At 36.1% G+C, this 22,251-nt stretch carries 23 protein-coding genes, 3 tRNA genes and 1 riboswitch; of the genes, 15 read left to right on the top strand and 11 right to left on the bottom strand.

The genetic code is table 11. The features are described from left to right. Nucleotides 1-21 precede the first annotated feature (21 nt). The 4 genes from AC2VNP_RS00295 (at nt 22) to AC2VNP_RS00280 (ending at nt 914) form a co-directional block, all read left to right on the top strand. A tRNA-Thr gene (locus AC2VNP_RS00295) sits at nt 22-97 on the top strand. Between the two features lie 43 nt (nt 98-140). After that, nucleotides 141-216, top strand: a tRNA-Lys gene (locus AC2VNP_RS00290). Between the two features lie 10 nt (nt 217-226). Further along, nucleotides 227-310: transfer RNA gene (locus AC2VNP_RS00285), tRNA-Leu, on the top strand. Between the two features lie 331 nt (nt 311-641). Beyond that, complete coding sequence (locus AC2VNP_RS00280) at nt 642-914, top strand: hypothetical protein (protein ID WP_486915008.1); 273 nt, start codon at nt 642-644, stop codon at nt 912-914. A gap of 84 nt (nt 915-998) precedes the next feature. Here AC2VNP_RS00280 and AC2VNP_RS00275 read toward each other — a convergent pair whose 3' ends face one another. The 3 genes from AC2VNP_RS00275 to AC2VNP_RS00265 form a co-directional block, all read right to left on the bottom strand. Continuing rightward, nucleotides 999-2,219, bottom strand: coding sequence for a C40 family peptidase (locus AC2VNP_RS00275; protein WP_486915006.1), 1,221 nt, complete (start codon nt 2,217-2,219; stop codon nt 999-1,001). A gap of 431 nt (nt 2,220-2,650) precedes the next feature. After that, nucleotides 2,651-3,016: a globin family protein gene (locus tag AC2VNP_RS00270; RefSeq protein WP_486915004.1), complete on the bottom strand. Its 366-nt coding sequence runs from the start codon at nt 3,014-3,016 to the stop codon at nt 2,651-2,653. After that, the gene (locus AC2VNP_RS00265) at nt 3,013-3,318 is read right to left on the bottom strand and encodes an antibiotic biosynthesis monooxygenase family protein (protein ID WP_486915002.1); all 306 of its coding nucleotides are present in this window, start codon (nt 3,316-3,318) and stop codon (nt 3,013-3,015) included. Before AC2VNP_RS00265 ends, AC2VNP_RS00270 begins: the two co-directional genes overlap by 4 nt. A gap of 100 nt (nt 3,319-3,418) precedes the next feature. On the opposite strand from AC2VNP_RS00265, the gene AC2VNP_RS00260 reads away from it, so the two are divergent. Further along, nucleotides 3,419-4,057 carry a cobalamin B12-binding domain-containing protein gene (locus AC2VNP_RS00260; RefSeq protein ID WP_486915000.1) on the top strand — a complete coding sequence of 213 codons (639 nt, stop codon included), beginning with the start codon at nt 3,419-3,421 and terminating at the stop codon, nt 4,055-4,057. Between the two features lie 18 nt (nt 4,058-4,075). Continuing rightward, nucleotides 4,076-4,627 (top strand): hypothetical protein, encoded by a 552-nt coding sequence (locus tag AC2VNP_RS00255; protein ID WP_486914998.1) that lies wholly within the window; start codon nt 4,076-4,078, stop codon nt 4,625-4,627. Nucleotides 4,628-4,680: 53 nt separating this feature from the next. Here the strand turns inward: AC2VNP_RS00255 and AC2VNP_RS00250 are convergent, their stop codons facing one another. Further along, on the bottom strand, nt 4,681-8,232 hold the full coding sequence (locus AC2VNP_RS00250) for a CheR family methyltransferase (protein ID WP_486915016.1): 3,552 nt from the start codon (nt 8,230-8,232) through the stop codon (nt 4,681-4,683). A gap of 347 nt (nt 8,233-8,579) precedes the next feature. Between AC2VNP_RS00250 and AC2VNP_RS00245 the strand changes: the two genes are divergently transcribed. Beyond that, a complete protein-coding gene (locus AC2VNP_RS00245) occupies nt 8,580-9,794 on the top strand; it encodes an MFS transporter (protein WP_486914996.1) in 1,215 nt (404 codons plus the stop codon). A gap of 115 nt (nt 9,795-9,909) precedes the next feature. On the opposite strand, the gene AC2VNP_RS00240 is transcribed toward AC2VNP_RS00245, so the two are convergent. Then, nucleotides 9,910-10,041: a hypothetical protein gene (locus AC2VNP_RS00240; RefSeq protein WP_486914994.1), complete on the bottom strand. Its 132-nt coding sequence runs from the start codon at nt 10,039-10,041 to the stop codon at nt 9,910-9,912. A gap of 258 nt (nt 10,042-10,299) precedes the next feature. Between AC2VNP_RS00240 and AC2VNP_RS00235 the strand changes: the two genes are divergently transcribed. Then, the gene (locus tag AC2VNP_RS00235) at nt 10,300-10,884 is read left to right on the top strand and encodes a DNA-3-methyladenine glycosylase (RefSeq protein WP_486914992.1); all 585 of its coding nucleotides are present in this window, start codon (nt 10,300-10,302) and stop codon (nt 10,882-10,884) included. A gap of 65 nt (nt 10,885-10,949) precedes the next feature. Here AC2VNP_RS00235 and AC2VNP_RS00230 read toward each other — a convergent pair whose 3' ends face one another. The 3 genes from AC2VNP_RS00230 to AC2VNP_RS00220 form a co-directional block, all read right to left on the bottom strand. Continuing rightward, nucleotides 10,950-11,750: an FRG domain-containing protein gene (locus AC2VNP_RS00230; protein ID WP_486914990.1), complete on the bottom strand. Its 801-nt coding sequence runs from the start codon at nt 11,748-11,750 to the stop codon at nt 10,950-10,952. A gap of 116 nt (nt 11,751-11,866) precedes the next feature. Further along, complete coding sequence (locus tag AC2VNP_RS00225; RefSeq protein WP_486914988.1) at nt 11,867-12,187, bottom strand: DMT family transporter; 321 nt, start codon at nt 12,185-12,187, stop codon at nt 11,867-11,869. Beyond that, nucleotides 12,187-12,531 (bottom strand): DMT family transporter, encoded by a 345-nt coding sequence (locus AC2VNP_RS00220; protein ID WP_486914986.1) that lies wholly within the window; start codon nt 12,529-12,531, stop codon nt 12,187-12,189. The genes AC2VNP_RS00225 and AC2VNP_RS00220 overlap by 1 nt, the downstream gene beginning before the upstream one ends. A 56-nt stretch (nt 12,532-12,587) precedes the next feature. Further along, nucleotides 12,588-12,687, bottom strand: a riboswitch (guanidine-I (ykkC/yxkD leader). A 411-nt stretch (nt 12,688-13,098) separates the two neighbouring features. On the opposite strand from AC2VNP_RS00220, the gene AC2VNP_RS00215 reads away from it, so the two are divergent. The 7 genes from AC2VNP_RS00215 to AC2VNP_RS00185 all read left to right on the top strand — a co-directional run bounded on the left by AC2VNP_RS00215 (nt 13,099) and on the right by AC2VNP_RS00185 (nt 19,443). Next, on the top strand, nt 13,099-13,878 hold the full coding sequence (locus AC2VNP_RS00215) for a class II aldolase/adducin family protein (protein WP_486914984.1): 780 nt from the start codon (nt 13,099-13,101) through the stop codon (nt 13,876-13,878). Between the two features lie 249 nt (nt 13,879-14,127). Continuing rightward, complete coding sequence (locus tag AC2VNP_RS00210; protein ID WP_486914982.1) at nt 14,128-15,195, top strand: TRAP transporter substrate-binding protein; 1,068 nt, start codon at nt 14,128-14,130, stop codon at nt 15,193-15,195. A gap of 143 nt (nt 15,196-15,338) precedes the next feature. Next, entirely contained in the window at nt 15,339-15,848 is a 510-nt protein-coding gene (locus tag AC2VNP_RS00205) for a TRAP transporter small permease (RefSeq protein WP_486914980.1), read from the top strand. Nucleotides 15,849-15,869: 21 nt separating this feature from the next. Continuing rightward, nucleotides 15,870-17,153 (top strand): TRAP transporter large permease, encoded by a 1,284-nt coding sequence (locus AC2VNP_RS00200; RefSeq protein ID WP_486914979.1) that lies wholly within the window; start codon nt 15,870-15,872, stop codon nt 17,151-17,153. Between the two features lie 3 nt (nt 17,154-17,156). Beyond that, entirely contained in the window at nt 17,157-18,119 is a 963-nt protein-coding gene (locus AC2VNP_RS00195; protein ID WP_486914977.1) for a ketopantoate reductase family protein, read from the top strand. A gap of 175 nt (nt 18,120-18,294) precedes the next feature. Further along, the gene (locus tag AC2VNP_RS00190; RefSeq protein ID WP_486914975.1) at nt 18,295-18,606 is read left to right on the top strand and encodes a hypothetical protein; all 312 of its coding nucleotides are present in this window, start codon (nt 18,295-18,297) and stop codon (nt 18,604-18,606) included. 201 nt (nt 18,607-18,807) lie between these two features. Then, nucleotides 18,808-19,443 carry an MOSC domain-containing protein gene (locus tag AC2VNP_RS00185; protein ID WP_486914973.1) on the top strand — a complete coding sequence of 212 codons (636 nt, stop codon included), beginning with the start codon at nt 18,808-18,810 and terminating at the stop codon, nt 19,441-19,443. Between the two features lie 440 nt (nt 19,444-19,883). Here the strand turns inward: AC2VNP_RS00185 and AC2VNP_RS00180 are convergent, their stop codons facing one another. From AC2VNP_RS00180 to fdhD, 3 genes are all read right to left on the bottom strand, one after another. Then, nucleotides 19,884-20,111: a hypothetical protein gene (locus AC2VNP_RS00180; RefSeq protein ID WP_486914971.1), complete on the bottom strand. Its 228-nt coding sequence runs from the start codon at nt 20,109-20,111 to the stop codon at nt 19,884-19,886. A 118-nt stretch (nt 20,112-20,229) separates the two neighbouring features. Beyond that, entirely contained in the window at nt 20,230-21,252 is a 1,023-nt protein-coding gene (moaA, locus tag AC2VNP_RS00175; RefSeq protein WP_486915014.1) for a GTP 3',8-cyclase MoaA, read from the bottom strand. 121 nt (nt 21,253-21,373) lie between these two features. Next, nucleotides 21,374-22,165: a formate dehydrogenase accessory sulfurtransferase FdhD gene (gene fdhD, locus AC2VNP_RS00170; protein ID WP_486914970.1), complete on the bottom strand. Its 792-nt coding sequence runs from the start codon at nt 22,163-22,165 to the stop codon at nt 21,374-21,376. Nucleotides 22,166-22,251: the final 86 nt, after the last annotated feature.

Genomic DNA, 22,251 nt, shown 5'->3' with positions numbered 1-22,251 from the left:
CCGTCATCCTCCACCATTTTAGCCGGTGTAGCTCAATTGGTAGAGCAACTGACTTGTAATCAGTAGGTTGGGGGTTCAAGTCCTCTCGCCGGCACCACTTTTATAAGAATCATTTATTCGTATTTTCAATACTGTTAAATGAGCCATTAGCTCAGTTGGTAGAGCATCTGACTTTTAATCAGAGGGTCGAAGGTTCGAGTCCTTCATGGCTCACCATTTCAAAATTGCGGGTGTGGCGGAATTGGCAGACGCGCTAGACTTAGGATCTAGTGTCTTTGACGTGGGGGTTCGAGTCCCTTCACCCGCACCATTACATAATACAGGAGATCGACCTATGTCGGTCTTTTTTTGATGCATGAACGATAGGGAAGTGGCAATAGTAATACAATATTAATTACCGTTATGAATTCTAAAGGATTGTTTTTATGTTATTTTACGATTATAGCTGATGAAGATAACAGGACATTAAATTAATATTTTTAAAAAGCTATCCAGCCGAATTAGACATTCCTCTTTAATTCGGCTTTTTAATTTTTAAGGAAATTCATATTAGGTGAAAGATAAGAAAAACATTGTATGTAAAGTAATGTGTAAAGGTAAAATAATCGAGTAAATTAAATTCTTTTAAAGGAGAGTTATCTATGCAACAAAATCAGCAAAACCAAGCTGCCCAGCAAGCCCAGCAAGCTATTCAACAAGCTCAACAAGCAGTTCAACAAGCAAGTCAACAGGCTAATCCTCAGGCGCTTCAACAAGCACAGCAACAGTTACAACAGGCTCAACAGCAAATCCTACAAGCACAAAGCGGGGCGCAACCAGCCCAACAGCAAAATTATCTGCAAGCGCAACAGCAGTTACAGCAGGCTGCCCAGCAAATTCAACAAGCTCAACAACAGCAAAATCAACAGCAATAAGGTCTCAAATCTATAGAATAATAGTAAAAGGGTAGCTCAATTATTGAGCTACCCTTTTTAATGGTTTGTGAATTTACAAATCAATTAATTTAATACTCTACGTGCTTGAGTATGTCTTGAAGGATTATAGGATGAAATTTTAACTACATCTCCAGTTTGCGGAGAGTGTATATATTGTCCATTACCAATATAAATTCCAACATGATGAATTGGGTTTCCTCTAAAGATCAAGTCTCCTGGCTGGACTTGGTGAGGTGATACTGCTACCCCAACTGTAGCTTGTTGTCTAGAAGTTCTCGGTAAATTTACACCAACGGAACGGAAGACATAAGAAGTAAATCCTGAGCAATCAAATCCACTTGGTGTTGTTCCTCCCCAAACATAAGGTGTTCCTAAAAATTGTTTACTATAATTAATTACCGCAGTAGCTTTGTCTGAGTTTCCAGAGCTTACAGGTTGAGCTGGACTGCTAGTTGTTTTGTTGTTAGTCGTTGTATTTGGAGGAGCAGGTGCTTGTGCTGTATTTGTATTTGTTACAGTCGGTTGACTTGAAATTGATTGGTTTGTTTGACTGACTTGTTCTGTTTGATTAGCTTGTTGAGCTTCTTGTGCTTGTCGCGCTTCTTGTGCTTGTCGCGCTTCTTCTGCTCGACGTGCTTCTTCTGCTCTTCTGGCTTCTTCTTCAGCAATACGAATTTCTTCTTGGCGTTTTAATTCTTTAACTTCTTCTAACTGTTGGATAACGGAGTTTTTGTTTCGTTCGAGTGCTGCTTGTTCTTCTTCTACCGTTTGCTTATTCTTTTCTAATTGGCCTTGTTCTCTTTCAAGTTCTTCTTGTAAATCATTCAGTTGACGTTCAGCTTTATGTAAGTTGTCTAGTAACTTTTGATCTTGTTCTATTACTTGAGAGATTAATGTAACGCGCTCTATAAGGTCCCCAAACCCATTTGAGGATAAGATGACATCAATATAAGTAAGCATAGGACTTTGTCCATTTTGTTGGATGGCCCGTAGCCTGTCAAAATAGATTTCTTTCAGACTATCAAACTTTTCTTGGGCTTCTTCAATCTTTTGTTGATTGTCTGAAATCCTTTGTTGAGCTCCTTCGATTTGTTTTGTAAGTTCTTCAATCTTTACAATGGCTTCGATAATCTTATTGTCATATATAAGTATTTTATCTTCTAAATCTTCTATCTGTGCTGATAAATTCGTGATAGGATTAGCATAGGATGTTGCAGGTGCCGCAGTAAGAAGGGTTGCAGCTAAAGCTGTAGCAATAACTACATGTGTTAACTTCCTTTTCATTCTATTACTCTCCTTTTATATCTAACTTTCCTAGTTTGGAAAATTTATCTTTTACTAGTCTCTCAAATTTTAATATGTTTCATGTCTAATAACAATGAATTTTGCTAGAATGTAATATAATTGTTACATAAGAAATGATTTTGTCGTATTTTAGAAGGTTGTATTTACTAATAATGGAAGAATTTGAGTGGAATTGCGGGGTTGGAAAAAATATTATTCGTAAAAAGGGCTAACTCTACTATAATCTAGTAGTATTGCAGGGAGAAGAAAGTACTTTAGTTTTGAAGAATTTTTATATCGATTTTGATGAACTAGAGAAATACAGCTCTTTTTATTTCCTTTCTAGCGGGGGAAGGGGGTTAAATTACATGGACATAACATAAATTAAAGCTGCCTATTGTAATACTTCTTACAATAAACAGCTGGTAGATTTATTCTGTATCTTTGGCTTCCAATGTATCAATCGCTTCATTTAATGCTTCTGTATAAAAGACTTCAACTACTTCATCAAGTAAGCCGCTGATTTCCTCTTTAAGCCATTTGAAATTTTCAATGACAAGAGTTGTGCTTACGTTTCTAGAAGTTAAAACTTCATTCAACCATAGAGAGTAGTCTATAAATACTTTTTTATTCTGTAACTTCCATGCCGTATCTAAATACTGAAGGTGGTAATGGTTATCTTCTCTCGTTCGCTTTTTCCCATTTTCACCAAATTGCTCTACTAAGCTTGGGTATTTTGTGTAAAACCTCTTAACAATTTCATCTACAATCTTCTCTTTAACCGCTAAATCGATCATGTCGCAACCACCTTAAAGCGTTGTACGATTGGTTTTATTGAAGCTAATTCATAGTCCGGATATTTCTTCTCCAGTTCATGTATTTGTTTAAAATTATCACTTCTAATCCATTTGAAATAATGTTCTTCAGATTCCCACTCCATTTGTACGGTTAATTCTCCTTTTTTAACATCATTTTGTAATAATTTAAACGAAATAAAACCTTCTTCACGATCTACGGAACGGGAACGATTTTGATATAGTGATATAACTTCTTGTATCTTATCGTCCGGAACGACAACAATAGAATGTACGATATACATATCCATCTCTCCTTTCATAGACCTCTTCACAATTATAGGAAAAGAGTATATTTTAAAAAGCTCTTTATAGTATACTAATAATATTGGAGGAGGTAAAAAAATGTACCCAGAAGAGGCGAAAAAATTAGCTCTCCAATTATTAAAGGGGGATATCCATTCTTCTTGGAAATTAATCCATAATCTTGACCAAATAGGTATGAACAGCTGTTTTATTTATGATCAAGTTTTGCGAAATGCGATGTACTATATAGGTGATTTGTGGAAAAACAATGAGATAACTGTTGCTGATGAGCATTTAGCTACGGGAACAGCGGATATTATATTAACCCGTTATATATTGGAGAAAAAAGGGATGGAACAGAGCAAACGCGCGCTGTTCTTCTGTATAGAAGGGGAGGAGCACGTACTAGGCTTAAAGATGGTTTCCTCTTTCTTTAAGGAAAAGGGATGGGATACGCAGTTTTTAGGTGCGAATTTACCTCTTGAATATGCAGTGTATAGTGCAAAAAAGTGGAAACCTTCTTTGATAGGTATTTCCGTATCGATGGTGCACCATTTACCATTGTTACCTAACTATATAATGGAACTAGAGAAAGTAAATCCAGGCGGAATGATTATGGTCGGGAGCCGTTTGAATGAACAATATGATTTAAGACCGTATTGTTCTCCTAATACGTTACTATACTCTAGTATTCAACAAATTCAATCCTCATTTGTTGAACAATTTATTTTTATTTGATAATAAGGTGGTTTTATCGTGAGTACTCCAAATATTCCAGTTCCTTATTTTATAGTGAATCAAGAGTTAGAGATACTAGAAACATCAAACACAGCAGAAAAAGAGTTTCCCGTTGTTGCCAGTTTCTTAGATTTAATTGATCCTGACAGTAAAGAGAAAGTTATCCAATTGCTTGAAAATGATGGTGAGACGTCTGCAGAAGTAAATATGGAAACACTAGAAGATAAAGCAGTATTATTTGAACTTTTCTTTAAAAAGCAACAAATGAAATATCATGTTGTTGCCATAAAAAAGTCAAAAAACTATTATCTTGTTCAGAAAGAAATTAATCAACTACGTGAACAGTTAGAATTAACGAACTCTCAAATGAATACTTTTCCTTTTTTTGAGGACCCAAAAGGTGATAGCTTTAATAGTAAAGATATGAACTCTTCGATTATTCGTAATAAACTAAATACGATTGAAGAAGTCTTACGAATGGTGAGACCAGACTTTATTGAGAATTATAAAAGTGATTATATTGATTTATTACTAGAACAAGTGAATGAGATTAAAGATTTAATAGAGTAAAAAGATGTCCTAGGAGTTGTTAAACTTTTAGGACACCTTTTTGTTTTCTATTATTAGTATATAGGAAGGCGAATCGTAACCGTTGTTCCTTTTCCGATTTCACTATCAAAGTACATTTTTCCACCGTGATTTTCAATAATTTTTAAACTGACCATTAAACCTAGGCCCGTACCTTTTACTTTTGTGGTATAGAATGGCTGTCCAATTTTCTTCAGTCGTTCTTTTGGGATGCCGTCACCAGTGTCTGCAATTGTGATTTTTAAGGTGTCATTATATTCAACTTCTGTCGAAAGGCGAATTTGACCACCATTGGTAATTGCTTCTATTGCATTCTTCACAACGTTTATGATGACTTGTTTAATCTCATTCGTAACACAACGTATTTCAGGAAGTGTAGGTGAGGTGTCTGTTTTCAACTCAATACTTTTTAAATTTGCTTGAGTTTCGAGCAAGATGGAAACCTCTTCAATAATTTTGGAAAGGTCACAAAAATCATACTTGACATCCTGAGGTCTTGCTAAAAGAAGGAGTTCGGAAACGATCGATTCGATTCGTTCAAACTCTGAAATCATGACAGTGCCATACGTAGTATTATAACTTTGATCTTGATCCATCAACTGTAAAAAGCCTTTTAAAGAAGTTAGAGGGTTTCTGATTTCATGAGCTATGCCTGCAGCAAGTTGGCCTAATGCAGCAAGGATTTCTGAGTCCTTTAAAAGATTTTCTGCATTTTTTCGGATGGTAATATCCTCAGCTATACGCAGGATTTGAATCTGCTGGCCCCATTCATCGACTATTGGTGTAAAAGAAACAGACTCCCATTTCTCATTTCCTTCTTTATCTTTAACCTTTAATTCGCCGCTCCATTGTTTTCCTTGCATGAGAACATTCCATATTTTCGTATAGGGAATGTCACTTGCCATGTTATTATAAAAATCTTTTATATTGGTTTTTAAAATCTCTTTAGTAAGGTAACCGAATGTTTCTTGGAATTGGTGGTTGGCATATTCAATGGTTCCTTCATGGTTTGCAATAAGAATATTAGCTGGGCTTTGTTCCAGTGCAAAAGAAGTAATTTTTAAATCCTCGTTTACTTTCTTGATTTCGGTTATATCCATAAAAGTAATAACAATACCGCGAATGAAATTCTCACTTGTACGGTAAGGCATAATTTTTACATTGTACCAGTTTCCTGTCTTGTCTCGCACTTGACGTTCAATTTTAATTGCTGTGTCCAATACTTTAGTCGCATCTTCTATTATATCGTCGTATTTAAGGTTGTTAGAAATATGAAAGAAAGGTCGTCCAATATCCATTTCAATTAAATTCACTACTTTAGTTACTTCAGGTGTAAAACGTTTAATACGTAACTCCATATCTAAAAAGATCGTTGCAATGTTCGTACTGATCAGGAGGTTGTCCATATCATTTGTTAGAGCAGTTAGTTCGTTAATTTTTTGTTCATGTTCATTGTTGACATTCATTAATTCTTCATTTACAGATTGTAATTCTTCATTAGTACTTTGCAGTTCTTCGTTAGCAGCAATTAACTCTTCATTTGTAGATTGTAATTCCTCGTTTGATGTTTCTAATTCTTCAATTGTCGTTTGCAAGTCTTGTTGTGTGTAATAAAGTTCGTGTTCTAAGTCAATGATTTGTTGATTTAAATCCTTATCACGATGAGTCGGTATGCGTTCATATGGTTGTGCAAGATGTTCAGTAGTTGTCACTTCATTAATTAAAATGATAATAAGCTCTTTTTGGTTTTCCATAAGAAAAGGTTTTGCTGTAAGTGAAATATCCTTTTTTTGTTCTCGGTGTTTAATGGGAATAGATGGATAATGAATTTCTTTATTTTCACTTCTTACTTTTTTAAGAGCGGTACCAATGGCAATTGATAAATCAGTTTGTACTAGTTTATATAAATTAGAACTTCTTAAACTTTTTTGTATTTTAAAGTACTGTCTGACATTTCCTCCAGATAGAAGAATATCATCTTGCTCATTTACAATTAAACAAGGAGTAGTATATCTTTCAATTATTTTGTGATACATCGTATCGAGTGTAGTTTTATTTTTTGAGTCCATATACTGTTGGTATAAATCAACTTCAGGAAAAGCAGACTCTTTTTTGGCGTATTTAGATACGTTAAATGTATTAGCCATATCCCAGTCGCTACTATCAACATATCTAAAGATTTTCCACTTAGAATGAATGACTTCATAAAGGTTTGAAAGTTTACCTATCGTTTCACTTGGACCTAAGAATAAAAAGCCATTTTTATTAAGAGAAAAGTGAAAAAGTGATAACACTTTCTTTTGCAGCTCTGGCTGGAAGTAAATCATCATGTTTCTACAGCTGATAAAGTCTAAATGAACAAATGGAGAATCTTTAGCGATGTTATGTGGCGCAAAGATAATCATATCACGAATTTCTTTTTTTACTTTGTAACTTCGATCTTGTTGCTCAAAGTATTTCGATAATCGCTTGCTTGAAAGCGAAGAGACAATACTGTCTGGATAAACGCCTTGCATCGCTATCTTGATCGAGTTATTGTCTAAGTCGGTTGCAAAAATTCTTATGTTAAAGTCTTCTTGAATATCATCCATATATTCTTTAAACATAATAGCTACGGAATATGCTTCTTCCCCGGTGGAACAGCCAGCAACCCAAATGCGAATGTCTTTTTCTTGTTCTTTTCGCTTTTGTTGAAAGATTTGTGGTAACACTTCTTTTTTAATTAAATGGAAAGCGTCTGGATCACGGAAGAAGTGAGTCACACCAATTAACATATCATGTTGTAGTTTTACAATTTCGTTTGGATTGTTTTCTAGAAACTTACGGTAATCTCTTAATGTTAGACACGTTGAATGAAATAGGTTGACTCGCCTTTCGATCCGACGCAGTACACTATTTTGTTTGTAAAGTGAAAAATCAATATTGCATTTATCTTTGACAAGCTTATAAATTTTAATTAATTCATCTTCTTCTAGTTCAATCTTCTTGTATGTACTATATTTAGAAATGAAGCTTGCCATTTCAATAGGTGATAAAATATAGTTTACAATACCGGTTTCTTCAGCACTTCGAGGCATATCCGGAAATTTTGCGGTCTCTTTCTTTTGCGTAAGGATAATACCGCCTGTTTCGTGGATCGCTTTTACCCCTTTTGTTCCGTCCGTTCCTTTTCCAGATAATATAACGCCAATTGCCTTTTCTTTCTTCATTGTGGCAAGAGATGAGAAGAGGGCATCAATCGGAAAAAATAAGTTTTGTTTTGGATTACTAGATGTTACGAGCAGTCTGCCGTCTTTAACTGTAACCTCGGTACGTGGAGGATTTAAATAAATGCAGTTTGGTTTGATTTCCATCCCGTTTTCCGCTCTAATAATTTCCATGTTAGTATGTCTAGAAAGTAATTCAGGCATAAAACTTTTATATTGATCTGACAAGTGTTGAATTAAAATAAACGCCATGCCGCTAGTTGAACTACTTTCTTTAAAAAATTCTTCAATTGCTTCAAGCCCGCCAGCTGATGCGCCAATACCAACAATAAAGAAATCATTGTTAGGTTTTGGACTATCCAACTTTGCGGGGCTATTCATCACAGTCAATTTTCCCCCACCTCGAATATATAAGAATAATTTTATGAACGCTCATTCATTCAAACGCACAAAAAGGCCCATTGGCCCTAATTATTTCGTGCCTCTATTATATATGTAAAACCCGTTTTTTTTAAGCGTTTCGACAATAAATGTCATTACCAATTCTATAATCGTTCGTTTATGCTTATTAGATTGATATAACATAGTATAAAAGTAATGTAGTGTTACCAATTCAATGGTAAAGCTTTTTAATACTTTGATTAAAAGCAGCATAGGGTAAAAGAGGAAAGGGTAATCATGTAATCTACTAAACTAGTCTTTTACTAGATTAATATGAGGTGAATGGAGTGAGTAAGGAAAAACAGTCGAATGTCACGAAAGTAGATCATCTTATTTTTATTCTTGTAACAGTTATGTATTGGTTTACGATTTATAGTTACGTTCCTATATTATCAGCCTACTTAGATTTTTTAGGAGCGACCTATATGTTCATTGGTGTTGTAGTAGGAAGTTATGGCTTGTTACAAATGCTTATTCGGCTGCCACTTGGGATCTATTCTGATGTCATTAAACGTCGGCGACCTTTTATTATTTTTGGAATTGCAATCGGGAGTATGAGCTGTTTTGGGTTTATATTGACGGATCAATTAGGGTGGACGTTACTTTTTAGAGCCTTGGCTGGAGTAAGTGCTTCAACATGGGTGGCTTTTACTGTTTTATATGCGAGTTATTTTTCAAAAAATGAAATTACGAAGGCGATGGGTTGGATTAGTGTCACAATGGTTCTCGGTCAGTTGGTGAGTATGATTTTCAGTGGAGTTGTTGTTGATAAATACGGTTGGATGGTTCCATTTTGGATTGGTGGTATCGCAGGAATTATTGGATTAGTTTTATGTATTTGGCTGAAAGAAGAAAAGGAGGGTGTTAATAGAAAGCCTATAGATGTAAAAGAGCTAGTTATGATTGTTAAAGAGCCACAGTTAATTAAAGTAACACTTCTGTCCGTTTTAGCCTACAGCATCATCTTTATTACAATCTTTGGGTTTTCACCAAATTACGCGCTGCAGCTCGGTGCTTCGACTGTAGGATTAAGCTACTTAGTTATTGTTTTTGTCGTTCCACATGCTTTTGCCGCAATTGTTATTGGAAAGTGGTTAAGACCTCAGCTCGGTCATTGGGGAACGCTATTTGTTGGCTTCATGTTAAGCGCTTTGATGACAGGGATAATTCCATTTGTTTCTTCCTTTAGTCTATTACTTTTCACACAAGCTATTAATGGTTTTGCGTTAGGGGTTGTACTTCCGTTACTTCTCGGGATGTCGATTGAATCAGTCGAGGACGAAAAACGAGCAACTGCGATGGGATTCTATCAAGCCGTATATGCTGTGGGGATGTTTGTCGGACCTTTTGTAGCAGGATTGTTAAATTCTATATTTGATCTTTCGGCTGGCTTTTATTTTGGTGGCATAATCGGAATTATAGGCGTTCTATTAGTAGTTGTTTGGAAACGTGCCGAGGAAAATAAAGTAGAAGCAAAAAGACAGAACGCTGCAGTAAAGTAGTTTTATAAAGGGTTATTCAAAAGAAGAAACTGTTGTTTTGTATGTGATTTGGTCAAAAAAGCATAATCCCCTGATCAACTAGCTGGCCCATTAGTATAGCAGGGGACACTCTAATTTAACTAACTTCTTTATATTTATCTTCCCATTTTATTCGCCATTTATTTCGTCTTTCCATTCGATTGCCTTTATAAAGGTGTTTGTACTTTTTCCAATGTGTTTTCCATTTGCTTCTTCTTTCTGTTCTCATCTTTTTGTCTTCCCTTCTGTCAATTTTCTTAGGTCCCTTTTTAGTTTCTACAGTTATTGGACGTTCCCTTTGACAAGGATTGTCTGTTATCGTCTAATTTTGCAGACTTGCCTTGAGAAAGGATAAATTAAGTGATAAATTGCCAAATTGTGATGTATTTGTTTAGTGAAAAAAGACATTCTAGGTCACAATATAAGGGGTGGCTTCATGAAGAGTGAAGACGATTAAGTTAGTTTAGGGAGGTGTGTCCATCTGTTTGTGCCTGTACAAGCATCATTTTTTCAACAAAGTACTCTTGAGTTATCGAAAGCATTGCTTGGAAAATTACTTATAAAGGAAACACTCCAAGGAGTCGGCGCTGGCTGGATTGTTGAAACGGAAGCATATATTGGGCCGGATGACCGTGCTGCACATAGCTATAACAATCGACGCACAAAACGAACGGAAGTTATGTTCGGACCACCCGGCTATGTATATACATATGTAATGCACACTCATTGTCTTGTTAATGTTGTGAGTGGTAACGTTGGTCATCCTGAGGCTGTTTTAATTCGAGCCATAGAGCCCCATGTAGGTATTGACTTAATGTACAAGCGACGAAGAAAGGCCAAAAAAGACCGAGACTTAACGAGTGGCCCCGGAAAATTAACGAAAGCACTTGGGATTGTTAAAGAAGATTATGGTCGTCCGTTTTTTAAGCCACCATTGTGGATAGCTGAAGGTAAATCATTAGCAATGGAGGAAATTGCAGTTGGTCCAAGGATAGGAATTGATAATAGTGGTGAAGCAAAACATTATCCGTGGCGGTTTTACGTGAAAGAAAACCCTTTTGTAAGCCGGTAGCAGCAATTTAAGTGCCAGGTACCTTTAACGCTTCAGTGGGATAAAGGTACCTGGCACCTCTCTTTTTATAGGAGGATATGGAGCTTGAGTGAGCGGCAAAAGCCTTCAAGTCCGGGGTAAATCGTTTCGTGGGTAATGTTCATTTGTGCGAGCTTATACCAATAATCTTGAAGGTTTTCTTTGTTAAAGATCAGTTTGTACGTTACATCTTTCCCATTCAGCTTGTTATCTTTAATGTTATATACTTTTAGGATATCATCCATTGTCTTATTGATAACACTCGGTACGAGAAACACACCTTGTTGAATTCTAAGTCGTTCATTTTTTTGATAAGGATCGTAACGAAAAATAAATAATTCTGAGATCGTTTCTGGAGAAAAAATGGCTCGTTTATATTGATAGAATTCGTCACCATAACGGTCTTTATCGTATTTCTCAAGTTCTCTGACATTTAATGCATAAATACTAAAGTTATCCTCAGCGCCATCTAAAGCAAAAAAGGCTGCTATGTAAGGTGATCGTGTCCAATCCAGTAATCGAGTGGGCGTCCCATAATCCTGCATGACAGACAGAGGTTCCAGCCTGAAATTAACCCAGTCTTTTTCGCTTTCTTTACTGGGTACTTGGAATTCTAAAGAAGAATATAAGTGCGCAGACGAATAAAATTCGTTCACCATTTTATTTTCTATCGTGACACAATCTTCATTAGTTGGTTGTTTATTAACTTTTTGAATTTCTCGAAACAACGAAGATTGTAAATCCCAAACAGAATTTCTCTGACCTCGAAAAATCCATTCATTATAATGTAGATGAGAGATGACCTCATTAAACTCATGCCAGCTTTCAATCTTTATTTCTTTCCACATAAGGATAGCCTCCAAAAAAATCTATGGGGGTAAGGTGAATAGTTCAGTACATCTTATTTTGTTCTTGTAAGTAAAATTACATACAGTACGAATGGCAATTAAAACACCATCACCATTTAAACTGGAGAAACTAATTTTAAACCGATCGTGGCACCAATAATAATAAATATGAAGAATAGACGATACACGTTTTTCGGTTCCCCGTAATAAATAATCGCTAGGATGGCTCCTCCAGCAGCCCCAATGCCAGTCCAAACCGCATATGCTGTAGACATCGGTAGAGTTTGCATCGCAAGGGCAAGAAATAGGAAACTTCCGCCAAAAGCAGAAAGTAAATATACTAATGCTCGCCAATTGCGATCTCTATGAAGTTTATTGATCATTACAACTCCGATCATTTCTGATATTCCAGCTATAGTCAGGTACACCCACTCCATTATGCTTCGTCTCCTTTCACTGTTGTCTCACTTGTACTAACAACTTTGAGACCAATGACACCAATTAATAAAAATAAAATAAGAATGATTGTTACAGGTTGAAAGGGTTCATTAAAAATGATGATATCAGCTACTACTGTACCAACGGTTCCTAACCCTACAAAAACAGCATAAACCGTACCAACAGGAAGTCTGCTGGCCGCCATTATCATTAAATAAAAACTAACAAAAATAGCAATGGCTGTTGCAATCCAAGTCCATAAATTATAGGAATGCTTCAAGCCAATGACCCAAAGGACTTCAAAAAATGCAGCAATAAAAACCGTAAACCATACTTTTGACATCTAATCACCTCTTATTGTTCAATATAAAAAACCCGAGAAGATATTAAAAAGTAATATCCTCCCGGGCTTTTGTCCCTCCGTGAACACAGTTACAAGAACTGTGCGTTTTCTCTCGGACCAGACCAGATTGCCTGCGGAACCCTAGAAACCACTTCATATAATTACTTTAATTTTACCTTAAGATAGAAGGGTTTGTAAATGTAGAAATAGTATTTATGTATTGATATCCGATATATATGGTTAACTGAAATCTTAAATGTAAGCGTTTGAATACTATTAATTCTGAAAATTAATAAAATTTAATGTTATTTTTAGAAATTTATAGTATACTACTTGATAGTTGTTACAATTAGCAAGCTTTGGTTATAAAAGGGAATAAGTAGATACGACCTTATTCACTACGAGGGGGAGTATGTATGGGGCGGAACGCTAAACGAGAAAATGGAGACCTACATGTAATTTTGTATTTTTTTGACCATTGCATACTAACCGGTTAGTTTGTTGATTGTGTAACTACTCGTATTACATTTAGGAAATTCTTTAAATTTTCGAAGGAGAGTGAATGAAATGGGAAAAACGTATGAAAACTTTATGTCGCTAGAGGATCTCTTGCCAAAATTTAAAACGGTGGAAGAGGAGCGCAATCATTTAAAAGAACGTCTTGCAGCAGCGTTTCGATTGTTCTCTAAGTTTGGTTTTGATGAGGGGGTAGCAGGACATATTACAGTACGTGATCCAGGGGAAAAAGACCATTTTTGGGTAAATCCATTTGGAATGCACTTTAGTCAAATTAAAGCATCTGATCTTATTCTAGTTAATCATGAAGGAGACGTAGTTGAAGGAAAACGCCCTGTTAATCGCGCCGCCTTTGCCATTCACTCTCAAATTCATGCAGCTCGTCCTGACGTTGTCGCAGCAGCTCATGCTCATTCGACGTATGGTAAAACGTGGGCATCTTTAGGGAGATTACTAGATCCTATTACTCAAGATGCATGTGCTTTTTACGACGACCATGTTTTATTCGATGATTACACAGGAGTTGTCTTAGATACGGAAGAAGGCGAAAGAATTGCAAAGGCATTAGGGCAGCATAAGGCTGCAATTTTGCGAAACCATGGCTTGTTAACGGTAGGAAAAACAGTTGATGAAGCAGCATGGTGGTTTATTACGATGGAACGTTCTGCTCAAGCACAATTGATGGCCGAAGCAGCAGGTACTCCAGTTTTAATTGATAAGGATTATGCAAAGATAACAAGTAAACAAGTAGGTTCGGACTTAGCCGGATGGTTTAGTTTCCAGCCGCTTTGGGATCGTATTATTAAAGAGCAACCTGATTTAGTTGATTAATAATCATAAAAATTAGTTACCAATCATACTTAAAGGAATTCGTTACTCAGTGGAAGCTCAGTTAGCTTTGCAGTATGAAGTGGATAAATTATTGTATCCAACCATGGAGACTAGACTGATAAGTCGATAATTTTATCACTAATATGTAAGCGCTTCCGTGAGCTTCTGATGTTGTAAAGGGACGAATTCCTTACACTTTTAGAGTAAACTACTCAGCAGCTTATCATACCTAGTAAGGGAGGAAAATATATGAATCGATTTAATAAAACTACATTAGTAATGTTCATAACAATAATACTTCTCATTATGGCAGCTTGTTCGTCTAATGAAAGTTCTGGAGATAATGAGATTGGAGAAGGTAATAGTAATGGTAATTCTAGTAATGGAGAAACCTACACAATCACAATGGCACACGTAGCTTCCGAAGCTATTGGTTTACATCAAGCATTTCTCAAATTTAAAGAGGAAGTGGAAGAACAAAGTGAAGGGCGCCTAAAAGTCGAAATTTACCCTAATGCTCAATTAGGCGGGGAGCGCGAAATTCTGGAAGGGGTTCAAAACGGGGACATTACAGCAACAATAACTTCGACTGGAGTAGGAGCAAACTTTGTTCCTGAAGTAGCAGTTTTTGATATCCCATACTTATTCACATCTAAAGAACATGCCAGACACGTATTTAGAACAGATGGTCCTTTGTTTGAAAAGATAGCACCATACTATGAAGAGAAGGGTTTTAAGTTGATGAGTTTTACTGACCAAGGGTTCCGTATCTTATCTACAAATGGGGTCCAGGTTACGTCAGTAGAAGATGTTAAAGGATTGAGAATTAGAACGCTAGAAAATTCAAATCATATAGAAGCTTGGAGAGCGTTAGGCGCGAATCCAACACCGATTCCTTTTAATGAAGTGTATACTTCATTACAACAAGGAACCGTAGATGCACAAGAAAACCCGTATGAGCTAACAGTATTAATGAAATTCCATGAAGCACAAGAACACGTAACGAACATCAAGAGTATATTCCAATCTCTTCAAGCTGTCATTAACAAAGATTTTTATGATAGTCTTCCAGACGATCTTCGAGCTCTTGTTGATGAAGGGTTTGCATCAGCTGTCCAATTTGGAACAGATTTCTTAGATGAAAAAGATGCAGAGTACATCCAAGTATTAAAAGATACTGGTTTAACAGTTAATGAAATTTCTGATGATGAGTTAGAGAAATTCAGAGAAAAGACAAGCCCTGTTATCGAAACGATTCGTGGACAAGTTGGAGATGAGTTAGTTGATTTAATGATTTCAGAGGCTGAAAACTATTAATATTATTAGTTGCAAATAAAATATGGGGCTGATTGTTGTTTAATAGGAAGCAAAAGTTTATTAGGGGGATCCTTTTATAAATTTTGTGCGCACTATTTACGATCAGCCTCATATTAAAACTTTCGAGTTTGGATGTGATCCTAATGAAATACATCAAGTGGATAGATAAACATTTTGAAATGGTACTTATTTCTATTACCATGTGTAGCTTAATTGTTATTATGTCCTCTCAAGTTTTTATGCGGTATGTGATGAATGCTTCCCTTTCTTGGCCGGAAGAGATTAGTAGATATTTATTTATTTGGATCGCTTTTATCGGCATAAGTTATGCGACAAAAGGAGATCTTCATTTAAAAATAGATATCCTGTTAGAATATGTAAGTCCTAAAATTCAATCCATGTTTGCCGTTTTACGAGATATTGCTATTTTTTTATTTAGTGTAATTATGGTAATTGGCGGGATTGACGTTTATAACAATCTTTCTGGTACGATGCAAACGAGTGCAGCGTTAGGAATCCCTTTTAAATATGTCTACTTGGCCCTGCCGGTTGGTTTTGGATTAACGGCTTTACGAATCATACAAAAGTACATCATAAAAGTCACACAGAAAAGTAATCTAGCACCGGAAAATAAGCAATCTGTAGAACTATAAGAAAAAAGAAAGGGAGATTCTATGATTATATTATTATTTCTACTCTTAATAATTTTATTGGCATTAACAATACCCATTGGAATATCCCTTGGTTTTATTACCATTTTATCAGGGTCTGTTTTAGATATTAGTGTCAACCTTTCTTACATCGTACGCAACATGGTCTCATCCTTAGATAGTTATCCATTGTTAGCCGTCCCGTTATTCATTTTATCCGGTACAATTATGGCTAAAGGTGGAATGTCAGAACGGTTATTTAATGTATTTATTTACATGTTCGGAAACCGTACAGCCGGAATTCCGATTGCAGCGATTACTACATGCCTCTTTTACGGAGCAATATCGGGTTCAAGTCCGGCTACTGTGGCTGCGGTTGGAGCAATGGCTATTCCGATTTTAACTAAACTCGGCTATGATCGAGGTTTTAGTACAGCGATGATTGCTACGTCTGGCGGGTTAGGCGTTATTATTCCACCTAGTATTCCATTTATTATTTATGGGATGTCGGCCAATCAATCTGTCGGTGACCTATTTATTGCTGGGATTTTACCAGGTATTATCATTGGGTTAGCGTTAATGATTTATGCGTATATTTACTGTAAAAATAAAGGAGAAAATAAAGAGCAAATTATGGCTGTCTATAATGATATGAAGAAAAATGGTTTCTTTAAGACGTTTAAAGATGGCTTTTTTGCCCTAATGGCTCCAGTTATAATTTTAGGCGGAATATATGGTGGGATTGTTACACCGACAGAAGCGGCAGTTATCGCAGTTGTCTATGCACTCGGTATAAGTGCATTTGTGTATCGTACTGTCAATTTAAAAAATTACTTATTAATTCTCCAGGAGTCCATTAAGGTTACCGTACCTGCCATATTAATAGTAGCAGTGGCGAGTGTTTTTGGTAGAGTTTTAACTTTATTGAAAATCCCTCAATCGGTTGCATCTATGATGACATCTTTAACAGAAAATAAAATTATAATTCTTCTTTTAATTATCCTTTTTTTATTGATCGTAGGAATGATTATGGAAACACTTGCATCTATTTTAATCCTGACACCAATCTTCTTACCTGTCATTATGCAAGTAGGAATCGATCCAATTCATTTTGGTGTAATCATGATTATTGCTTTAGCGATTGGTTATGTAACACCACCAGTCGGCGTTAATCTGTATATTGCTAGTGCAATGACGAAAATTCCAATTACTGTTATTGGAAGAAAAGCTGTTCCTTTTATTGTTGCGTTTATTATTTCGTTATTGGCGATCGCGTTTATCCCGCAAATTAGTCTTTTCTTTATTTAGAAAATGAAACATCTTAAAACTGGAGGGGAAATTATGAAAATATGTGTTGTTGGTGCAGGTGCAGTTGGCGGATATTATGGTGCAGCCCTAAAAAATGCAGGGTTTGACGTGACGTTCATTGCTAGAGGTGGCCATTTAGAAAAAATGAATGAAAAAGGACTTGAAATTCGATCACCTCAAGAGACATATACGGTTTATGGAGAATTTACAAATGATATTAAAGCTGTTGAAAAAGCAGATCTTATATTATTTACGGTAAAATCCACAGAAACGAGAACGTTAGCTGAAGAGATTGCTCCTTATTTAAGAAAGAATGCGTCTGTATTAACACTTCAAAATGGGGTAGATAATGAAGAAGTGTTGGCTGCAGTGTTAGGAGAAAATCGGGTCGTTGCTGGAGTTACATACGTATCGACAAAAGTGGTTGAACCAGGTGTAATTCAGCGTTTTCATGAAATACAAACCATTGTTATGGGGGCGTTATCGGATACGAATAGTAGTGCTACGACATGGAAGGATTTATTTCATCAAGCAAACGTAGATGTTGAAATTGCTGACTCCATTGTAGAAAAAAAATGGGCCAAATTACTTTGGAATGCCACATTTAATCCATTATCTGCAGCTGCATTAGCTTCTGTAGGGGATATCCTTGATGAAAAACATCTACGTGCGACAGCTGAAACTATTTTAGAAGAAGCACTTAGTGTAGGGCGAGCTTTAGGTATTACTTTTGAACAAGAATGGGTGGATCAAATTTTTCCGTTGTCCGAAGTGGCGAGAGCCCATAAAACGTCCATGCTACAAGATCGGGAAAGCGGAAAGAAGATGGAGGTTGAATCCCTTTGCGGATATTTTGTCCGTAAAGGAAGCGAGTTAGGTGTTCCAACACCGACTATACGCATCCTTTATGCAATCCTCTCCTCAATTAATGAGCAAGTTGGAAATAAAGTTTCAACGACGAAATAATAATTGATGAGTAAATACCCATATCAGAAGATTTGGGTATTTTTATTTTTTACTCTAAGATAATATAAGCTCTGTTTTTATGAATAAGGAGTGTTTTGTTAAGTGGTATAGCTCATTTACATGATAGGTAATACTAAGACTACTAATTCCAAGTGATTGAGGAGTGTAAATAATCATGCCACGTAAACCGAAACCAGCAGAAGAGGATACAGAAGAAGTAGTAGAAAGTTTGGAAGAGAAAGGTGATGAAGTTAGCAGGCTTACGCGTTTGTTAGCAGCAGTCCTTAATTATCTTTCTGATGATGAGGTTGAAGAGATAGATATTGAATACCTTTTTAATCACACTGAAGGATTGCGAGAGTGGTGGGAACAATACCGTGAAAGTAATCGTAAAATAATTGAAGATGACATCAAAAATTCTTTAGGTGAACTGTCTTTGAAAGACTTAGAAAGCATTTATGAGAAGATCAAAGAAAAGGAAAAGTAAGTGTGCTTGGATACCGGGATGTATGAGTAGCTGAGTGATTGAGATGGAGCGATCTTTCTCCTAGTTAAAAGTAAGGTAATCTTATCAAGCACTTTTTTCATTCTATATGAGCTGCTAATGGTCTCATTAAGATGGGATTAGATATGATGTTCTCGATATGGTAAAATTATCAAAATGAGAACGAGATAGGAGTGACCCTAAATGTCAATGACTTGTATGTCTATCCAAATTGGAAAACCAATGACAATTAATCATAACGGAAAAGAATTAAAAACAGGTATATATAAAGCACGAGTTGAAGGGTCAGTTTTTATAGGAAAACTGAATGTTGAGGGCGATGGACAAGCTGATTTGAAAAATCATGGTGGAAAAGATAAGGCTGTATGTGTCTATCCTTACGAGCACTATGCTTATTGGAAGCAAGATCTTAATAAAGAAATGAAAAATGGTGCATTCGGTGAGAATTTAACGGTCAAAGGAATGGTAGAGAAAGAGGTATACATAGGGGATACATATAAAGTTGGCGACGTCGTCGTTCAAGTGAGTCAACCGCGCCAACCTTGTTTTAAGTTAGCTAAAAGAAATGAAGTTGATGACCTTGTCGTGCGAGTCCAAGAAACGGGCTATACTGGATACTACTTCCGTGTGTTAGAAGAGGGTTTTGTGGAAGAAAATGATCCAATCGAATTGATTGAACGTCATCAAAATGCTGTAAGTATCGACTTTGCAAATACAATTATGTTTAAGGAAAAAGATAATATTGAAGGGATAAAAGCAGTTCTAGCTGTAGACGAACTATCAGATAGTTGGAGAGAGACATTGCAGAAGCGGTTATAGAGTAAGTGGGTGAAATGGTCAATTGTAAACGGACTTGAGGGTTTAATAGTTGTAATTGATGTGTTTCTTTTAAGTTTCAAGCAAATTGATGTATTCAATTTTTAAGCGGTTTTCTACAATAATTATAATCAAATTTATTTCAGAAAAGTGTTTAGATGCTGCAGAAGTCGGGTACTTGTAATATAACGTTACAATAAATTCTATTTTAAACGATAACTTCCTAGATCCAACTATAAGGGAAAATGATATAGCATTAGGAACGGGAGGAAAGAGTTGTGTTATTTAAGGTACGCGAATGGAGACGGTTATCTAAAAAGGAGCAGTTACTCATATTGTATGGACTTGTTTCACTAAATGGGAAGAAAAAGCAAGAAGCTTAAAAAAGTTCTAGATATAAAGAAAAAGAGATTGACCTTCTTGTAGAAGGTCAATCTCTTTTCTTATGCCAACAGCTGTTTAAGTTTTTCATTTCGGTTTTGTTGCTCTTCTTTTGAAGCTAAATCATATTTTTTTAGTAAATGAAACATTTCATTCAGTTGAGTTTGACTAAGAGGCTCATTTAAAAATTGTTCAGTAACCTCATATAGTTCAGTGGGTAAAAACGCTCGTTGTTGCTCTAACTTTTTACGCACATCTTCTAAAGGATGATCCAATTTACACGAACTCATAACATCCACTCCTTTTATTTGCTGAAATGCGGTGCCAGGCACCTTTAATACGTTACTGTAATGATGGTGCCAGGCACCTTTAATACTGTGATAGAATAAAGGTGCCTGGCACCGGGTGTTAACCGCCGATGTGGGACATTTCGATTTTTTTTCGTTTGTGTTTCAGGCGGCTGCGATCGACAGAATATTGATCTTTACGCCCTTCCCAAATATTTTCAATATGTTTTGATACTTCTTCATCTGAAAGTGAAGAGCGAACAACTTCACGTAAATCGTGACCGCTTGAAGAGAACAGGCACGTATAAAGTTTTCCTTCTGCCGAGATTCTGGCACGGTTACAGCTTTTACAAAATGCATCGGTCACTGAAGAGATAACACCAATTTCATCCACTGAATCAACGTAGCGGTATCGAGTTGCAACTTCACCGACATAATTTGGATCAATAGGTTCGAGTGGCATAACTTCATGGATATCGTTAATAATTTGCTTTTTTGAATAAACATCATCAAGGCGCCACTCATTTGTATTTCCAACATCCATAAATTCTATAAACCTAAGAATATGGCCATGTTCTCGGAAAAATTTAGCCATAGGAACAATTTCTTTATCGTTCATACCGCGTTTAACGACCATATTGATTTTAACTGATAAGCCGGCCTCCTTAGCTGCTTCAATACCATCAAGAACAGCTTTGACCGAAACTCCTCGACCGTTAATTTTACCGAATAAATCGTCGTTCAACGAGTCTAAACTGATAGAAACTCGCATCAAGCCAGCTTCTTTTAAAGCTTTTGCATATTTAGGTAAAAGCACACCGTTTGTTGTCATTGCAATATCTTCGATGCCGTCAATTATATTAACCTTCTCAATAAGTTGAGGCAAGTCTTTCCGCATTAACGGTTCGCCACCGGTAATTCTTATCTTTTTAACACCAAGAGAATTCACGAACAATCTAGTTAATCGTTCAATTTCCTCAAAGGATAAAATCTCATGCCGTTCTAAAAATGGATAGTCGGGTCCAAACAGTTCGGCAGGCATGCAATACGTACAGCGAAAGTTACATTTGTCTGTCACTGAAATACGTAAATCTCGCAATGGCCGTTGTAATTGGTCATAGACACTTTGGCTTTTACTCACGATAGCAGCCTCCTCTACAAAAAATTATAAAAATATGAGTGTTTATCTCAGTACACACTTAATTTAAGAGCTCACATAGCTGGTTAAGACCTGATGTATAGTAAAATGAAAGTTGATTTAACTTCTAACCTTCAACAATACGATGCGGATGAGAATAGACGTTAAAAGAAGATCCGCGGATAAACCCAACCGCTGTAATATTTAAGTCTTGTGCAAGTTTAATTGCTAAGTCAGTAGGGGCAGATTTCGAAAGGACAATACCGACACCGATTTTTGCCGCTTTCGTTAAAACTTCAGATGAAATCCTCCCGCTAAAAACAAGTACTTTATCTCGAACTGGAATTCGATTTATAATACAGTGACCAAAAAGCTTATCAAGTGCATTATGACGCCCGATATCTGAACGTTCAACAATAATTCCATTAGGATCACAAATTGCAGCATTATGAACACCGCCCGTTGTTTGAAAGACAATACTATTTTGTTGCATTTTTCTCATTAAGTCTAAACATTGTTTAGCTGTAAGCGTAGTAGTCGAAGTTGACGTTTTCGCTGTACGAACATCATTATGAAAATAAAACTGTCTACTTTTACCACAACAAGAACCGATAAACCGCTTTGAATAGTATTGTTGGCTTGTTATTTGATTTGCATGCAAATCAACGTAAGCAAAGCCTTTACTTTCATCGATATTCATACTTTTTACATCATCTTTTGTACGAATAACTCCTTCAGAAGCAAGAAATCCAATGACCATTTCATTAAAATGAGTGGGGCTACAAACCATCGTTGCAAATTCATCATTATTCACATGAATCGTTAACGGGAATTCAGTAACGATTTCATCATCTGTATGGTTGAGTTGGCCGTTTTCATATTTTACAATGGGCCATTTTGTACTCATTTGTCCGTCCATTCCGTTCCACCCCAAGTATTTTCTTAATTACTAAACAATATAAACACATTCTTATCTATTAGACAAGTTAAATGTATTACCATTAA

It is taken from the genome of Alkalihalobacterium sp. TH-98, assembly GCF_057473385.1.
The sequence above is the reverse complement of the archived record's forward strand: the minus strand, read 5'-3'. Positions and strand labels throughout refer to the sequence as shown.

Coding starts and splice junctions, on each gene's coding strand:
- AC2VNP_RS00280 (WP_486915008.1), top strand. CDS start 642: ATGCAACAAAATCAGCAAAACCAAGCTGCCCAGCAAGCCCAGCAAGCT.
- AC2VNP_RS00275 (WP_486915006.1), bottom strand. CDS start 2,219: ATGAAAAGGAAGTTAACACATGTAGTTATTGCTACAGCTTTAGCTGCA.
- AC2VNP_RS00270 (WP_486915004.1), bottom strand. CDS start 3,016: ATGATCGATTTAGCGGTTAAAGAGAAGATTGTAGATGAAATTGTTAAG.
- AC2VNP_RS00265 (WP_486915002.1), bottom strand. CDS start 3,318: ATGTATATCGTACATTCTATTGTTGTCGTTCCGGACGATAAGATACAA.
- AC2VNP_RS00260 (WP_486915000.1), top strand. CDS start 3,419: ATGTACCCAGAAGAGGCGAAAAAATTAGCTCTCCAATTATTAAAGGGG.
- AC2VNP_RS00250 (WP_486915016.1), bottom strand. CDS start 8,232: ATGAATAGCCCCGCAAAGTTGGATAGTCCAAAACCTAACAATGATTTC.
- AC2VNP_RS00240 (WP_486914994.1), bottom strand. CDS start 10,041: ATGAGAACAGAAAGAAGAAGCAAATGGAAAACACATTGGAAAAAGTAC.
- AC2VNP_RS00230 (WP_486914990.1), bottom strand. CDS start 11,750: ATGTGGAAAGAAATAAAGATTGAAAGCTGGCATGAGTTTAATGAGGTC.
- AC2VNP_RS00225 (WP_486914988.1), bottom strand. CDS start 12,187: ATGGAGTGGGTGTACCTGACTATAGCTGGAATATCAGAAATGATCGGA.
- AC2VNP_RS00220 (WP_486914986.1), bottom strand. CDS start 12,531: ATGTCAAAAGTATGGTTTACGGTTTTTATTGCTGCATTTTTTGAAGTC.
- AC2VNP_RS00215 (WP_486914984.1), top strand. CDS start 13,099: ATGGGAAAAACGTATGAAAACTTTATGTCGCTAGAGGATCTCTTGCCA.
- AC2VNP_RS00210 (WP_486914982.1), top strand. CDS start 14,128: ATGAATCGATTTAATAAAACTACATTAGTAATGTTCATAACAATAATA.
- AC2VNP_RS00205 (WP_486914980.1), top strand. CDS start 15,339: ATGAAATACATCAAGTGGATAGATAAACATTTTGAAATGGTACTTATT.
- AC2VNP_RS00200 (WP_486914979.1), top strand. CDS start 15,870: ATGATTATATTATTATTTCTACTCTTAATAATTTTATTGGCATTAACA.
- AC2VNP_RS00195 (WP_486914977.1), top strand. CDS start 17,157: ATGAAACATCTTAAAACTGGAGGGGAAATTATGAAAATATGTGTTGTT.
- AC2VNP_RS00190 (WP_486914975.1), top strand. CDS start 18,295: ATGCCACGTAAACCGAAACCAGCAGAAGAGGATACAGAAGAAGTAGTA.
- AC2VNP_RS00185 (WP_486914973.1), top strand. CDS start 18,808: ATGTCAATGACTTGTATGTCTATCCAAATTGGAAAACCAATGACAATT.
- AC2VNP_RS00180 (WP_486914971.1), bottom strand. CDS start 20,111: ATGAGTTCGTGTAAATTGGATCATCCTTTAGAAGATGTGCGTAAAAAG.
- fdhD (WP_486914970.1), bottom strand. CDS start 22,165: ATGGACGGACAAATGAGTACAAAATGGCCCATTGTAAAATATGAAAAC.